13 protein-coding genes are annotated in these 15,630 nt (G+C 61.1%); 1 reads left to right on the top strand and 12 read right to left on the bottom strand.

Going from position 1 to position 15,630, the window contains the following annotated elements:
* Positions 1 to 28 precede the first annotated feature (28 nt).
* From CVU60_12710 to CVU60_12690, 5 genes are all read right to left on the bottom strand, one after another.
* Entirely contained in the window at positions 29 to 511 is a 483-nt protein-coding gene (locus CVU60_12710; protein ID PKN41124.1) for a peptidylprolyl isomerase A, read from the bottom strand.
* A gap of 84 nt (positions 512 to 595) precedes the next feature.
* Positions 596 to 1,147 (bottom strand): AmmeMemoRadiSam system protein A, encoded by a 552-nt coding sequence (locus CVU60_12705; protein PKN41062.1) that lies wholly within the window; start codon positions 1,145 to 1,147, stop codon positions 596 to 598.
* Between the two features lie 12 nt (positions 1,148 to 1,159).
* Positions 1,160 to 1,828, bottom strand: coding sequence for a phosphoribosylglycinamide formyltransferase (locus CVU60_12700; GenBank protein PKN41061.1), 669 nt, complete (start codon positions 1,826 to 1,828; stop codon positions 1,160 to 1,162).
* A gap of 4 nt (positions 1,829 to 1,832) precedes the next feature.
* Entirely contained in the window at positions 1,833 to 3,341 is a 1,509-nt protein-coding gene (gene cobA / locus CVU60_12695; GenBank protein ID PKN41060.1) for a uroporphyrinogen-III C-methyltransferase, read from the bottom strand.
* Positions 3,342 to 3,551: 210 nt separating this feature from the next.
* On the bottom strand, positions 3,552 to 6,215 hold the full coding sequence (locus CVU60_12690) for a valine--tRNA ligase (protein PKN41059.1): 2,664 nt from the start codon (positions 6,213 to 6,215) through the stop codon (positions 3,552 to 3,554).
* A gap of 144 nt (positions 6,216 to 6,359) precedes the next feature.
* Between CVU60_12690 and CVU60_12685 the strand changes: the two genes are divergently transcribed.
* Positions 6,360 to 7,604 carry a biotin--protein ligase gene (locus tag CVU60_12685; GenBank protein ID PKN41058.1) on the top strand — a complete coding sequence of 415 codons (1,245 nt, stop codon included), beginning with the start codon at positions 6,360 to 6,362 and terminating at the stop codon, positions 7,602 to 7,604.
* On the opposite strand, the gene CVU60_12680 is transcribed toward CVU60_12685, so the two are convergent.
* Genes CVU60_12680 through dnaG form a run of 7 tightly spaced genes read right to left on the bottom strand, consistent with a single transcriptional unit; the run spans position 7,570 to position 15,613 of the window.
* Complete coding sequence (locus tag CVU60_12680) at positions 7,570 to 8,337, bottom strand: HD family phosphohydrolase (protein PKN41057.1); 768 nt, start codon at positions 8,335 to 8,337, stop codon at positions 7,570 to 7,572. The genes CVU60_12685 and CVU60_12680 overlap by 35 nt on opposite strands.
* Positions 8,337 to 8,528 (bottom strand): hypothetical protein, encoded by a 192-nt coding sequence (locus CVU60_12675; GenBank protein PKN41056.1) that lies wholly within the window; start codon positions 8,526 to 8,528, stop codon positions 8,337 to 8,339. Before CVU60_12675 ends, CVU60_12680 begins: the two co-directional genes overlap by 1 nt.
* A 19-nt stretch (positions 8,529 to 8,547) precedes the next feature.
* Positions 8,548 to 9,993 (bottom strand): potassium transporter, encoded by a 1,446-nt coding sequence (locus tag CVU60_12670; GenBank protein PKN41055.1) that lies wholly within the window; start codon positions 9,991 to 9,993, stop codon positions 8,548 to 8,550.
* Positions 9,993 to 11,351: a Trk system potassium transporter TrkA gene (locus tag CVU60_12665; protein PKN41054.1), complete on the bottom strand. Its 1,359-nt coding sequence runs from the start codon at positions 11,349 to 11,351 to the stop codon at positions 9,993 to 9,995. The genes CVU60_12670 and CVU60_12665 overlap by 1 nt, the downstream gene beginning before the upstream one ends.
* A 24-nt stretch (positions 11,352 to 11,375) precedes the next feature.
* A complete protein-coding gene (locus CVU60_12660; GenBank protein ID PKN41053.1) occupies positions 11,376 to 12,098 on the bottom strand; it encodes a nuclease in 723 nt (240 codons plus the stop codon).
* Entirely contained in the window at positions 12,088 to 13,854 is a 1,767-nt protein-coding gene (locus tag CVU60_12655) for an RNA polymerase sigma factor RpoD (GenBank protein ID PKN41052.1), read from the bottom strand. The genes CVU60_12660 and CVU60_12655 overlap by 11 nt, the downstream gene beginning before the upstream one ends.
* A gap of 55 nt (positions 13,855 to 13,909) precedes the next feature.
* On the bottom strand, positions 13,910 to 15,613 hold the full coding sequence (gene dnaG / locus CVU60_12650) for a DNA primase (protein PKN41051.1): 1,704 nt from the start codon (positions 15,611 to 15,613) through the stop codon (positions 13,910 to 13,912).
* Positions 15,614 to 15,630: the final 17 nt, after the last annotated feature.

Raw genomic sequence — 15,630 nt, 5'->3', positions numbered from 1 at the left:
CCCTTTTTTTGCGAACTCTGCGAGAGTCTTACTGCATCAATTCAGCCTTTTCAATGATGACAGGCTCGACCGGAACATCACCGTGCATGCCTTTGGAGCCCGTGTTCACGGCCTCGATCAGGTCCACCACGCGTTTGCCCGCGACGATCCTGCCGAAAACGGCGTACCCGAAATCACGTGTACCGTGATTCAGGAATGTGTTGTCCGCCGTGTTGATGAAAAACTGGGACGTGGCGGAATCAACCTCGCCCGTGCGGGCCATGGCGACTGTGTACTTGTCGTTTTTGAGCCCGTTGTCGGCCTCGTTCTTGATGGGTGCGTGGCCGCGCTTCTGGTTCATGGCCGTATCCATGCCGCCGCCCTGGATCATGAACCCCTTGATGACGCGGTGAAATACCGTCCCGTCATAAAAGCCCTCGTTCACATAGGTCAAAAAATTCTGTGCCGAGATCGGGGCCCTGGCCTCGTCGAGTTCAATGACGATGATGCCCTTATTGGTGGTCAGGGACACTTTTGCCCCATCCGCAAGGGCTGTGGACGAAAACAGGCAAACCAGAATCAAAGTGAAAAAAATCTTACGCATACTTTCCTTCCTTTAAAAAATGACGGCTTCAAACCACCAGATCTCCGTCTTGGGTTTGCGCCAGGAGCCTTTGGGCAGCCCGGCCTTGACACAGGTCTGGTCGAGAAAGGTTTCCCGGTCCCAGCCCCACTCCGTGGCCACCTGCGGCAACAGCAGGCCGGAATGCATGGATTTGCGGATATAGAGCCCGTGCCGTCCTACCTCGACCAGCTCCGGGTCGGGGCAGGGAGTCAGCGGTCCCATGACCGAAACTTCGATGTCCAGATCGGCAAGCTCCTCTGCCGTAAGGGGAGGGAACCGCGGATCTTCGAAGGCCGCCGCACCGGCCATGCGCTCGATGGTGGCGACCAGCGGACCGTTGCCGACGATGTTGCCGATGCAGCCGCGCAGGCGTCCCTCGCGCTTCAAAGTCACAAAAGCGCCCAATTCCTCGCCCAAGGTCCTGGACTCGAGAATCGGCCGCGGTTCGGATGCCAGGCCGAGATGATCCCGGATGACCCAGACCACGAGGTCCTTGCAGAAACGCTTCTCCTCAGCGGTCAGAAACAGCTCGAATGTATTCATGCGTTGCCTCCTTCAAGAATCAAAAGGCGGTTCCAAAGGCGGGTTGGTCCATAGCGGGCCCATGGCTCTGGACGCGTCCCGGACCACGACCTGCCGGCCCGTGACCTGCACACGGCCTTGGGCAATCCAGTGCAGGGCCTGTGGATAGACGCGATGCTCCATCGCCAGGATACGTTCGCCCAGCGTGGTCTCGTCGTCGTCCGGATAGGCGGGCACGGCGGCCTGGATGATGATCGGGCCATGGTCCATCTTTTCGTCCACGAAATGCACGGTGCACCCGGCCAGACGCACCCCGTGCTGCGCCTGCTGCCCCTGTGCGCCAAGGCCGGGACAGGCCGGGAGCAGGGCGGGATGGATGTTGACCACGCGCCCGGCAAAGGGCGTCAAGAACGCAGGCGTCAGAATGCGCATGAACCCGGCCAGGGCCACCAGCTCTACACCCGCCTCCTGCAGCAGCCGGACCAGCTCCCCATCGAAGGCCACACGCTCGGGAAACGCCTCATGGCGCACGCAGGCAGTGGCGATGCCCGCCTCCCGAGCCCGCTCAAGCCCCTTTGCATCGGGCTTGTTGGCGATGACGACGCGGATGTCGGCGTCGAGGCTGCCGTCAGCCACCCGGTCCAGTATGGCCTGCAGGTTGGACCCGGATCCGGAAACGAGGACGCCCAGCGCGATGGTCATGGACTTAACCCTTCACCAATGCTTCAACCAGGGCCGGGATGGTGTAGTCTTCGGGCATGATGTCGGGAGTGAACCCGTAATCCTTCAAGGTGCCTGCCGTCACGGGTCCGATGCAGCAGATCTTCAGCCCATGGCCGACATAGGGGCGCAGGGTGTCCGCCGGGACCAGGGCGAAGAAGTTCTCCACCGTGGAAGAACTGGAAAAGGTCAGGTAATGGAGCCTGCCCTTTTCGAGAAGATCGATGATCTCGGCTCCGTCCTCCTGGGTCAGCTGCGTCTCGTAAACCGGAAGCACGTCCACCCGGGCCGCGACCTTGGCCAGCTCCTCGGGCAGCACTTCGCGGGCGACCCTGGCGCGGGGGATGAGCACGCGCTTGCCGGCGATGCCGCGCTCAAGCAGCCCCTCGACCACGGACTCGGCCACGTACTTGGGCGGAATGAAATCGGGGCGGATGCCGCGCTCCAGGAGCGCCTCGGCCGTGGCCGGACCGATGGCCGCGATCTGCATGACGCCGAAAGCCCGGGCGTCCTTGCCCACGAGTTCGAGCTGGTTCCAGAAGTGGCGCACGCCGTTGACGGAAGTGAAAATGGCCCAGTCGTAGTCCGGCAGCCTGTCTATGGCCTCGCGAACCGGGGCGTAGTCTTCAAGGGGCACGATGGTGATGGTCGGAAACTCGTAGCAGGCGGCGCCCAGACGTTCCAGGGTGTCTTTGAGACCGCTGGCCTGCTCCCGGGCCCGGGTCACGACCACGCCCTTGCCGTGCAAGGGCAGCTTCTCGAACCAGTTCAGGGTGTCGTGCAGCTGCACCACCTCGCCCACGACCAGCATGGACGGGGCCTTGACCCCTTCGCGCTCGGCCATGGCCGCGATCTCGCCGATGGTCGAGACCCAGGACTGGTGCTCGCTTGTCGTGCCCCAACGCACCAGGGCGGCGGGCATGTCCGCGCGCATCCCGTTTTCCATCAGCTTGGCCGAGATGTAGGGCAGATTCTTCACGCCCATGTAGAAGCACAGGGTGCTGGCCGCGGTGGCCAGGGCCGGCCAGTTGTGGGCGGAATCGGGCTTGGTCGGATCCTCGTGGCCGGTGATCAGCGATACGGAAGAAGCGTACTTGCGATGCGTGAGCGGAATGCCCGCGTAGGCAGCGCCCGCCACGGCCGAGGTCACGCCGGGCACGACCTCGAATTCGAGCCCGGCTTCGAGCAGCTCTTCGGCCTCTTCGGCTCCGCGTCCGAAAATGTAGGGATCGCCGCCCTTCAAGCGGGCCACGTTCTTGCCTTCCCTGACCTTGGCCACGATCAGGTCGTTAATCTGATCCTGAGGCAGGGTGTGGTCGCCGCCCTTCTTGCCGACATAAATGATCTCGGCGTCGGGACGGCACAGGGACAGAAAGCTCTTGCTGGCAAGGTAATCGTAGATGACGACCTCGCATTCCTGCATGAGACGCTGCCCCTTGACCGTGATGAGGCCCGGGTCGCCGGGACCCGCGCCGATGAGATATGCTTTGGCCATGATTTATCCTTTGGTTTACATATTCCGAGATAGTTTACGCCCGTCGCAGCAATTCGGTACGAAGATGGATTTCACGCGGAGCCTGATTTGGCCGCGCTGCGCTCGCAATGACGGATTTGGCAGTGCGTCATTGCGAGAAGCCAGGCTCTGCGTGGGAGTCTTCGACGTGGCAATCCATGCCTTTGCCCTCGCCCTCAAAAGCGAAAGGCCTCAGCCAACAAATTCCTGCATCCTGGCCCGCAGCTGTTCCAGGGTGGCCTTCTTCTCGGCGAAGCTCTCCGCCTTGGCCTTTTCCTTGGCCACCACGTCCTCGGGAGCCTTGCTGACAAAACTCTCGTTGCCAAGCTTCTTGGTCACAAAATCGAGTTCCTTGCTGATCTTGCCCAGTTCCTTGTCCAGGCGGGCCAGTTCGGCCACGAAGTCAACCACGCCCTCAAGGGGCACGAAGAGTTCGCACCCGCGCACCACGGCCGAGGCGCAGCCCCGGGGCGGCTCGATGTCCGCGCCCACCGTCAGGGTCCCGACCCGGGCCAGGGCCGCTATCTCCGTTTCGTGCGCCTGCAGGAACCGCTGATCCTCGCCGCCTGCGCGGACCATGACCGTCAGGGGCACGCCCGGCGCAACGCCCAGTTCGGAGCGGATGTTGCGCACGGCCACGATGACGCCCTGCAGGAACTCCATGTCGCGCACGGACGCCTCGTCCTCGCACTCGGGGCGGACCTTGGGATAGGGACGCACGGCCAGGCTCTCGGCGTCCAGCGAGGGGATGCAGGACCAGATCTCCTGAGTGACAAAGGGGATGACCGGATGGGCGATGACCATGATCTCGGACAGCACATGCTTCAGACACGAACGAGCCGCAGCCTTGGCCGCCTCGTCCTCGCCATAGAGCTCGGGCTTGATCAGCTCCAGATACCAGTCGCAGAACTCGCGCCAGACGAATCCGTAGAGGCCCTGGGCCGCCTCGTTGAAGCGGTAGCCCTCGATCTGGGCGGCGTGCTCTTTCTTGAGCGTCTCCAGACGATGCAGAATCCAGCGATGGTGCAGCCCGGACAGTCTTGTGGGGTCGAACTCCGGCTCGCTGCCGTCCACATGCATGAGGGCGAAACGGGCCGCGTTCCAGATCTTGTTGATGAAATGCCGATATCCCTCGATGCGTGCCTCGGACAGCTTGATGTCCCGGCCCATGGCCGCAAACGAGGTCAGGGTGAAACGCAGCGAATCACAGCCGTACTTGTCGATCATTTCCAGGGGGTCGATGACGTTGCCCGTGGATTTGGACATCTTCTTGCCGTGCTCGTCGCGGACCAGCGCGTGGATGTAGACATCCTTGAAGGGCACGTTGTCCATGAACTGCAGCCCCATCATCATCATGCGGGCGACCCAGAAAAAGAGGATGTCAAAACCCGTGACCAGCAGCGATGTCGGGTAGAACGCCTTGAGCTCGTTGGTCTGCTCCGGCCAGCCCATGGTCGAGAACGGCCACAGGGCCGAAGAGAACCAGGTGTCGAGCACGTCCTCGTCCTGCACCAGATTCGCGCTCCCGCACTTGCAGGCCGAGGGGTCCTGGCGGGCGACGATAAGCTCGCCGCAGTCCTGGCAGGTCCACACCGGGATGCGGTGCCCCCACCACAGCTGGCGCGAAATACACCAGTCGCGGATATTGTCGAGCCAATTGAAATAGGTCTTGTTCCACTGCGCGGGCCAGATGGTCGTGCGTCCGTCCTCCACGGCAAGGCGGGCCTTTTCGGCCAGAGGCTTGACGGAAACGAACCACTGCTCGGACACGAAAGGCTCGATGGTGGTCTTGCAGCGATAGCACTGGTTGACCTTGTTCTCGTAGGGTTCCTCGGCTGTGAGCGCCCCGCAGGCGCGCAGATCCTGGACGATGAGCGTGCGGCAGTCGGCGGCGCTCAGACCACGATACGCCTCGGGCGCGTTGTCGTTCATGCAGCCCTTGTCATTGATGACGCTGACCGCCTCCAGACCGTATTTGCGGCCCAGTTCCCAGTCGTTCATGTCATGGGCCGGAGTGATTTTGAGGCATCCGGTGCCGAATTCCCGATCCACGTAGGCGTCGGCGATGACCGGGATGCGGCGGCCCACCAGCGGCAGAATGACGTGCTTGCCGATCATGGACTGATAGCGTTCGTCCTCGGGGTGCACGGCCACGGCCGTGTCGCCGAGCATGGTTTCAGGGCGCACCGTGGCCACGGTCAGGGAGCCCGAACCGTCCTCCAGGGGATAGCTCAGATGGTAGAGGGTGGATTTGGCCGGGGCGTATTCGACCTCGTCATCGGCCAGAGCCGTGTGGCAGCGGGTGCACCAGTTGATGATGTACTTGCCGCGATAGACAAGCCCCTGCTCGTACAGGGTGACGAAAACCTCGCGCACGGCCTTGGACAGGCCCTCGTCCATGGTGAAACGCTCCCGGGTCCAGTCCACGCTGGCGCCCATGCGCCGGATCTGGTTCAGGATGCGCCCGCCATAGTCCTCTTTCCATTCCCAGACGCGATTTGTGAACTCTTCGCGGCCCAGGTCCTCCCGTTTCTTGCCTTCGGTCAGGAGCTTGCGCTCGACCACGTTCTGGGTGGCGATGCCCGCATGGTCCGTGCCCGGCACCCAGAGTACGGTCTTTCCCTGCTGGCGCATGTAACGGCACATGATGTCCTGCAGGGTGAGGTTGAGGGCATGCCCCATGTGCAGGGCCCCCGTGACGTTGGGCGGCGGGATGACGATGGAGTAGTTGTCCTTGACGTGAGTCGCGGCCTTGGCCGCGTCGGGGGTGAAGCTCTGGTGCGTCTTCCAGTACTCAAGCCACCGTTCTTCCACGTCGGCTGGTTCGTATCCCTTGGAAAGCGTCTCGTTGGCCATATGATGAACTCCGGATAATGAGCTGTTTGCGGCAAAAAAGCGCCGGGATGCCCGGCGCTGCGGAAACAAAAATGACTACTGGGGCACACCCCAAAAATCAAGCCCGACTTGCCCGTCAGCGTGCTTCCTGCTAGGCCGTCGGTCATGCACAGACACCTCCCGCCTCTGGTCCTGCTGTGGGACGAATCGCACCTGTGGGTATTACTGCTCCTGCGCGCCCTGAACGCCCTGCGCGTCCCTGTGACCCTGCTCAAAGCCGAACAGGTTCGCACCGGAGCCTTGCGTGCCATCGGCCCGTCGACATTGCTCGTCCCTGGAGGCTGGGCCAGGCTCAAATCCCTGGCCCTGGGCGAGGACGGACGCCGGGAAATCCGCCAGCATGTGCGCGGCGGCGGCAAGTATCTGGGTTTCTGCGGAGGCGCGGGCCTGGCGCTTGGTTCGGAACGCGGCGCGCCCTTTCTGGATCTGTGCTCCTGGTCGCGCAAGGCGGCGAAAAAACGCCTGCCCAATTTCAGCGGACATCTGCAGTGCCTCGTAAGCGAGGGCGGAACGAATTACGAGGCAGCCCTGCCGGTCTGGTGGCCATCGCAATTCGAGCCTGGCGAGGAGAACCTCGAAGTGCTGGCCCGCTACGAAACCCCAGGGCCTGATTTCTGGTCAGCCGACCTGGATTGGTCCAGCATCGCGGCCTCGGAAGTCGGACAATGGGAAGAGCTTTATGGCATCAACCTTGATCCGCAGCGGCTCCGCCACGAACCCTGCATCGTCAGGGGCGAATATGGCCAGGGCTCCTTCATACTCAGCTATGTCCATCTGGAGACACCGGCCTCGCCCCAGGCCAACGCCCTGCTCTCAAATCTGCTCGGAATCGGGACGCAGGCCCCGGTGCCAAGCTGGGACCTGTGCAAGGAAGAACCGCTGTGGGATGACGAAACACTGCGCGACATCCACGCAGACCTGGCCGATCTCGTAGCTTTCGGACAGGGTCATTTTCTGCTCTCCTGGCGCAACCCCTGGCTGCTGGGCTGGAGGCGCGGGGTTCCCGGCTCGCCCATCAATTTCCTTTTGGCCATGGTCTGGCAGGCCAGACACAGCGTGGCCACCGCACCGGCCAGGGAATACTGGGCCGATCACGGAGCCAAATGCAGCCAAATATGTCGGGATTTTTGCACGCAGACCCGCGGCTACCTGCTGCAGGAGCGCCGCATCCTGGCCACGTCTCCATCCTCGCCTGAAGCCAGCGCCTCGCCTGGCCTGCAACGCCGCAAGCAGGAGCTTTTCGGAAAGTTTCCCGGATACGGAGGGCTGTACGGAGAGATTCTGCGCACCCTGGACGAATTGCTATGGTTGCAGTTCAGCGCTCAAGATGACCGGCAAGGCAGCTCTTGAGCTTCAGGAAACCGGCGGTTTGCGGAAGCAGGGCGAAGAGGCTGTCCAGATAGCCGCGCCTGGAAAAAATGCACCGGCTTGCGCCGTGGGCCAGTTTCGGGCCCCATGAGGCCAGCAGCAGCTTGAAATCGTTTATATAGCGAAGGTCCCCGTAAGCAGGGCTCTCGCCCCTGGCCACGGCTTCGGCGATGGACTCGGTCCAGGCCTCCGGCTCGTCCTTGAGTCCAAGGGTGACCACCGGATCGCGCGGCCCGGACGCCCTGAGCTTGGCCAGCACCACGGGCACGATATCGAGCTTGTCCGCATCCCGGACCACGATGCACAGCGCTCTGCTCAGCGGATCCATGTCGTTCGGCACTTCACGCTTGTTGTGCAGCCGCACCGCTAGGGTGATGCAATCCCGGACCTGCGGCTCGAAAGCCGACAGAAAGTCTCCGCCGCGCAGAAGATCGGCCCCCTCCTCGCCGTGATCGACGGACTGATCATCGCGGTAGGTGCCAAACCTCTCGAACTGCGAAAACCGCCCGATATCATGCACGAGCGCCGCTGCCAGATACGGTGCGGCCGGAGCGATGCTCTCCCTGGCCACGATCTTCGCGGCCAGGGCGTGCACTCGCAGGGAATGGTCGCGCTTCAGGATGATGTGCTCACGCCGTTCACCCAGACGCTCGGCATACTCGCCGGCCATCCTGACAAAACGGGCGCGCATCCCCCGCAACACGGCCTGATCCATCAAAGACCCTGATAAAACTTGTACAGATCTTCGTCGATGAGAAGCCTGAAGCCGTTGTCGGTCTCCTCGAAACGAATCACCTTGGCTGGATCCAGGGCCACATCCAGCGCGTATTCCGCCAGTCGGCCAGCCTCTTTCTGCGCAGCTTCATCAAGCTCGGCAAATTTTCCCACCTCTACCCATTCGGTCATGATTTTCTCCCAGGGATGTCTATTTTCGCCAGAATTCAGGCACGAACAACACCAATACCGTATAAATCTCAAGACGCCCAAGCAGCATGCAAAAACTCAGCACCCATTTGCCCAGGGTCGGGATCGCCGCATAATTGTCCACAGGGCCGACCTCGCCAAGACCGGGACCGATATTGCCGATGCAGGCCACCACTGCCGCGAAAGAGGTCAGCACGTCCACCCCCATTGCGGCCAGGGCCAGCCCCGAGAGAACAAAAAGGACGATGAAAAGAACGAAAAAACCCCAGATACTCGTCAGCACCTCTTCCTTGACCAGCTTGGGGCCGAACTTCAGCGGGAGCACGGCCCGGGGATGCACAAGCCGGAAAAGTTCGCGGTAGGCATGTTTGAAGAGCAGCATGACCCGCATGCACTTGATCCCGCCCGCCGTGGAACCGGCACAGCCGCCGATGAACATGCACAGGAGCAGCACCCCCTGCGACAGGGGCAGCCAGAGTTCGTAGTCTGCCGTGGCGTAGCCGGTGGTGGTGAGGATGGAGGCGACCTGGAACGATCCGAAGCGCAGGGCTTCAGGCCAGGAGGAGTAACTTGAGTTGTGGATGGAAAAGGTCACTACGGCGGTCAGCAGCAGGAAAAAAATCGCAAAAAAACGAAATTCCGGATCCCGCCAGATGGCCAGGGGCCTGCCGCGAAAAAGCTGGAAATGAAGGGCGAAATTGACTCCGGCCACAAGCATGAAAAACGTGATCACGCCATCGATGTATGCGGAGTCGTAGGCCGCGATGGAGGTGTTGCGCGTCGAGAAACCGCCCGTGGCCATGGTCCCGAAAGCGTGGCAGATGCTTTCGAAGAGATCCATTCCGCCAAACATCAGGAGCATGACCTGGGCTACGGTGAAGAACACGTAAACCTTCCAAAGGCTCATGGCCGTATCCTTGATCCGGGGCTGGAGCTTGTCGGCCACGGGACCCGGCACCTCGGCCTTGTAGAGCTGCATGCCGCCCACACCCAGAAAAGGCAGGATGGCGATGGTCAGGACGATGATCCCCATGCCGCCCAGCCAGTGCGTCAGACTGCGCCAGAAGAGGAGCCCCTTTGGCAGGGCTTCGATGTTGGTCAGGATGGACGCGCCCGTGGTGGTAAAACCTGAGACGGATTCAAAAAATGCGTCTGTGAAGGATGGAAATCCGCCCAGTGCAAAAGGCAGGGCGCCAAAAAAGGCGCACGCGGCCCACCCAAGAGAGACTATGACCATTCCCTCACGGTGGTTGATCACCAAGGGCTTCGGACGCTTGAAGGAAAACATGAGAAAGGCCCCGGCCAGGACCGTCGCGCACAGGGACAAAAAAAGCGGTGCGACGGAGGTGTCGTGGTAGTACCAGCCGCAAGCAAGGGGGAGAAACATGCACAGGCCCACGCAAAGCAGAATGAGCCCGGTTACGTGCAGGGCGATGGTCCAGCGCATCAGCCCTTCTCCTGTCCTCGGGACAGCATCCGCTCGACTCCGGGAATGGACTCGGTCACGCTCAGAATGAAGAGCCGGTCGCCGCGCTGGATCACGTCAAATCCGGACGGGATGAGCACCGTGTCGGCGCGCATGATGCAAAGGACAAGGACGCCCTTGGGAAAAGTGAGGTCTTTCAAAGCCCTGCCCACAAGATCTGACTCAGGGCCGACCAGCGCTTCCAGGGCTTCCGCCCCGTCCTTGATGGCCACGGCCGAGAGCACGCCGCCTTTGCGCACATGCTTGAAGATACTGTTCACCGCCGAAAGCCGGGGACTTACGATATGCTCAAGGCCTATGGCCCGCACCAGCGGCATGTACTCGATCTTGTTCAGCCGGGTGATGGCCATGGGCGTGCCAAGCTTCTTGGCCAAAAGCGAGGCCAGAATATTGCTCTCCTCGTTGCCTGTCATGGTCACCACCACATCCATGGCGCCAATGTTTTCTTCAAGCAGAGCCTCCTGGTCAGTGCCGTCACCGACCAGGACCACGGTCCGGTCCAACTCTCCGGCCAGCACCGCGCATCGCTCGGGGTCTTTGTCCATCAGCTTGACGTGGATGGGCTTTTTTTCCAGGGCGCGAGCCAGACGCAGGCCGATGTTACCGCCTCCGATGATCAGCACACTGCTCTTTTTGCCGGAGCGGTTGCCCAGAAAAGAAAACACCGACTGCAACTGGCTGTCCTCACAGACAAAATAGACCAGATCCCCTTCAAGAATCTCATCGGAGCCCGTAGGCACAATGACCTTGTCGTCACGTACGATCGTTGCGACGATAAGCTGCATGTCTCCGGCTTTGCGGCGCAATTCCATGAGGCTGGTCCCGGCCATCGGATTGCCGGAAGTAATCCAGGTTCCGACGATCTTGATCCGTCCGCCAGCAAGGTCGCAGATATCGACGGCTCCGGGGGCGCGCAGCATGTGCTCGATGGTCCGCACCACCTCGACCTCCGGGTTGATGATAATCCCGATACCGATGCCTTTGGCCAGCTGCTGCCCATAGGCCGTGTACTCGTCGTTGCGGATTCGGGCCAGCTTGGTCAGCCCCGGGGCAAGCATGTTGGCAAAAGTGCAGGCCATGAGGTTTATCTCGTCGCTGTCGGTCACGGCCAGCAACATGTCGGCCTTGGTGATGCCGGCTTCGCCAAGCACAAGCGGACTGCAGCCGGAGCCTTCAAGCACCTGCACGTCCATGTGTTCGAGAATGCGCTGCAGAACGGCAGGGTTGCGGTCGATGACCACAACATCCTTGTTTTCGGCGGCCAGTCGTTTGGCAATGTGAAATCCGACTTCCCCTGCTCCGACAATAATGGCTTTCAAGCAAATCGCTCCGGTTTTGGTAAGCTAGCGGTCCGTCTTCACGGGCCAGGGAGTGCATTCCCGAGCCGGTGCATAACCGGCCGAGAAAGCTTCCCGCAAGAAGGAAAAATATACCCGGTTGGAGGCGCCGACCTTTTGCCCCTGCGCGCAGGACAGGGTATGAAAACGTTTGCTGCTCTTCGTGCCCACATAGCGGGCCTTCGCAGCGGAGCCATTCAGGACCACGGGCCAAAAGCCCTTGCCCTGCTCCATGGCCACGTTCTGGGCGGCGAGCATCCTGGTGAACAGCGCCCTGTCCTTGTCCGACGGGTGAGGATAGACGAAAGCCGCACCTTCTTCAATCATGAGCAGGTTGACCACCCGCCCGTCGGCAAGCCGCGCGAGTCCGACCAAGCGTCCATAACGGTCCCGGCCCAGCTCCTTTTTGTCCAGTTCGAGAATCCGGCCGGAAACCAGGGAAAAAAGCTTGTCTCGGGACTGCCGACCGTAACGTTGCCCGGGCTTGTATCTGTGCGAAACCTCGGGCGCATCGATGCCGCGCAGCCGCAGGCGCTCACCGCCGTCAAGAATCACAGTGTCACCGTCAAGAACAGCTGTAACCCCGACGCGCCACGACTGGGCCAGAGCGGCCTGTGCCGAAAAGAGCAGCGCCAGGGCGACAACAAACATCCGAACCGCCGGCCAAAAAAAGAAGGCAACCCTGGAGGTTGCCTTGGGATTTTTGATCGCGTTCAGCCTAGGACTCATAGTACGAGCGAAGCTGCTGGCTGCGCACGGGGTGGCGCAGCTTGCGCAGGGCCTTGGCTTCGATCTGACGGATGCGTTCGCGGGTGACGTTGAAAAGTTTGCCGACCTCCTCGAGGGTATGGTCGCTCTTCTCGCCGATGCCGAAACGCTTGCGCAGGACCTGCTCCTCACGGGGCGTGAGGTCGGACAGGACCTGGGCGATCTGCTCGGCCAGCTTGGTGTTGACCACCTCGTCGGCCGGAGCCACGGCCTTCTTGTCCTCGATGAAATCACCCAGGCTCGAATCCTCCTCGTCGCCGATGGGCGTCTCCAGGGAGATGGGTTCCTTGGCGATCTTGAGGACCTTCTTGACCTTCTCAAGCGGGTAGTCCATGCGCTCGGCGATCTCCTCGGGGGAGGGATCGCGGCCCAGTTCCTGGACCAGGTAGCGCGAAGTACGCACCAGCTTGTTGATGGTCTCGATCATGTGCACCGGGATGCGGATGGTGCGGGCCTGGTCCGCGATGGCGCGGGTGATGGCCTGCCTGATCCACCATGTGGCGTAGGTCGAGAACTTGTAGCCGCGCTGGTATTCGAACTTGTCCACGGCCTTCATGAGGCCGATATTGCCTTCCTGGATGAGGTCCAGGAACTGCAGGCCGCGGTTGGTGTACTTCTTGGCGATGGACACGACCAGGCGCAGGTTGGCGCGGATGAGTTCCTGCTTGGCGTCGAGTGCGTCGGTGTTGCCTTTGCGGATGCGCCACAGGATCTCTTCGAGCTGCTCCACGTCGTGCATGGCGTTTTCCTGCAGCTTGCCCAGGATCTCGATCTTGCCGTTGACCATTTCCTTGAAGGAGAAAAGCTCCTCCATGGTCATGCCGAGCTGGTCGGCGGCGGCCACGGGGTTGATGGTGCGCTCATCGAGCTGCTTGAAGATGCCGAAAATCTCGTCCTGGGATTTGCCCAGCGACAGGATATATGCCGAGAGATCGCGGCGGCAGTTGTGCATCTGGCGCACGTAGTCGCCCACGGTCTCGATGATGCGGTCGATGAGCGTTTTCTCGAGCTTGATGTCCCGCAGGCACTGGACCACGCCTTCCTTGAAATCCATGATCTTCTTCTGCACGCCGAAAACGCGCTTATCGAGAGTCGCACACTCGTCGAGACGAGTGTAGAGAGGCTTCTTCTTGCGGTAGATGTTCTTCACATCCTCAAGAAGCTTGATGACGCGCTCGCGCTGGTTCATCTCCTCTTCGGACGGGTCGTCTTCCTCGATGGTCTTGACCACGTCTTTAAGCTTCATGCGACCCTTTTTGAGGTCCTCACCCACGCGCACGAGCTCTTCCACGGCCACGGGCACCTCGACCAGCGCATACATGACCTCAAGCTCGCCGGCCTCGATCTTCTTGGCGATATAGACCTCGCCGTCGCGGTCCAGAAGGCCCACGGCGCCCATTTCGCGCAGGTACATGCGCACCGGGTCGTTGCTGCGGGAGGAATAATCCGCGCCGTCCTCGTCCTCGGCCAGCTCGAGCTTCTCCTCTTCCTTGGGCTCCTCGCCGTCATCCTCGGCGATCTCGATCCCGTGAGTAAGCTTCTCATCGACTATATCAATGTCCAGCTGATCAAAAATGACAATGATTTCTTCTATCTGTTCCGGAGTGTTCACTTCGGAAGGCAGGGCCTTGTTGAGTTCATCGAAGGTCAGAAATCCCTTCTTCTTTCCTTCGGCAATAAGTGCCTGAATTTGCTGAACGTCCTTGATATTGCTCATCCGTTCCCCCCAAAGTTGATAAAAACTTTTCGCCCGCCGACGTGAAAATCCTTTCTCAGCACTGTGTCTTGGCCTGTATCAAGGCCAAAAGACGAAGCTCTTCCTGGAAATCCCCGCTCTGCCGGGCCTTGCGCAACCCAAAGTTGAGACTCTCCAACTCACGGCGCTGGCAGGTCTGACGCAAGAAATCCTGAACCTCGTCCCATTCGCTCCTGCCGTCATCAACCGTGACGTCGGTACGCATCTGGCACTGAACATAAAACTGCTTCTCGCCCTGATCCATACGGTTCAGGACTTCATGCGGGCTGACCCCGAAAATCTTTTTCCAGAAAATTTTTCCCCGTTCCGTGGCCAGGGCCTCGCCAAGCCCAAGCTCGTGCAACTGCCCGTGATATTCGGGAAAACGCACGGCAAAGGCCAACAGATTCCTGTCGAGCTGGGAGGGCTTGCACTGCTCCAGCCGTGCCGGAACGGACGTGGCCGTTCCCGGGCCTTTTTCTTCCAGCGTGCGACGCAATTCGGTTTCCGACAGTCCCAGACCCGCAGCCAATTTGGGCAGATAAAAGGACTTCCAGTCCAGCTTGCCAAGCCGGGACATGAAACCGACGGCCCAGTTCAGCACGTCCTTGGGAGAGTGATTGGCGGACAGCTGCCGCAGGCAGTAATCAAGTCCGTCCGCGGCCTGGGATGAAAGCTCCAGCAGGCTCTCCCTACCGTTCTTCTGCAACACGGAGTCAACGTCCTCACCATCGGGCAGACACAGCACCCGGCATTTGAGTCCCTGCGCCAGGATCATCTCCGCACTGCGCAAGGCTGCCTTGCGGCCCGCATTGTCCCCGTCGAAAACAAGGTCGACCTGCCCGACCAGGCCTGAAAGACGGTGCACCTGCTCGGGAGTGAGCGCCGTGCCGAGCACCCCGCAGCTGTTTTCGAAGCCGAACTGATGCAGGCTCAGAACGTCCACGTACCCTTCCGTCAGGAGCACGCTCTTGGAGTGCGACATGGCGCGTCGGGCCTGATACAGTCCGTAGAGATGCTCACCCTTGGTGTAGATGGGCGTCTCGCTCGAATTCAGGTATTTCGGTCCGTCCCCGTCCACCAGGCTGCGACCGCCAAAGGCCACGGTCTGGGCCGACAGGTTCATGATCGGAAAAATGAGCCGCTCGCGGAACCGGTCGTAATAGGAACCCTTGGCCGACTTGCTGACCAGACCCGCCTTTTCGGCAAGGATCTCGGAAAACCCGCGCCCGCGCAAATGGTCGCGCAGCTCGTTCCATGCGGCCGGAGCCCAGCCAAGACAGAAACGATCCACGATCCCCGAAGCCAGGCCACGCGCCTCGATATACTCGCGTGCGGTCTTGCCCGGTCCGCGCCCCAGCATCTCCTTGTAGAAGACCGCCGCCAGGGCATGCATATCCAGACACTCGGAGCGGGAAATTTCTCCCGGCGCCCGGTATTCGGGGCGTTTGCGAACCTCCAGGCCCGCTTCTCGCGCAAGCGCCTCCACAGCTTCGCCGAATTCCAGGCCATTTATGGCGCGGTAGAACTCGATGATGTCGCCGGAGGCCTGGCATCCGAAACAATAATAAAAGCCCCCTTCCGGATTGACCGAAAAGGACGGCTTGGTTTCCTGGTGGAACGGACACGGAGCGACCAGTCTGGTGCCGGAGGGCCTGAGCTCCACGTGTCTTCCGATCACGTCCTCGATCCGCAGGCGGGCCTTAATCTGGGCGATCAGTCCTTGGTCGAACGTGCTCATCCGGCTCCGATGAAAAA

Source organism: Deltaproteobacteria bacterium HGW-Deltaproteobacteria-18, assembly GCA_002841885.1.
In the GTDB taxonomy this organism is placed as follows: domain Bacteria; phylum Desulfobacterota; class Desulfovibrionia; order Desulfovibrionales; family Desulfomicrobiaceae; genus Desulfomicrobium.
This window is presented reverse-complemented; position numbering and strand designations above follow the sequence as displayed.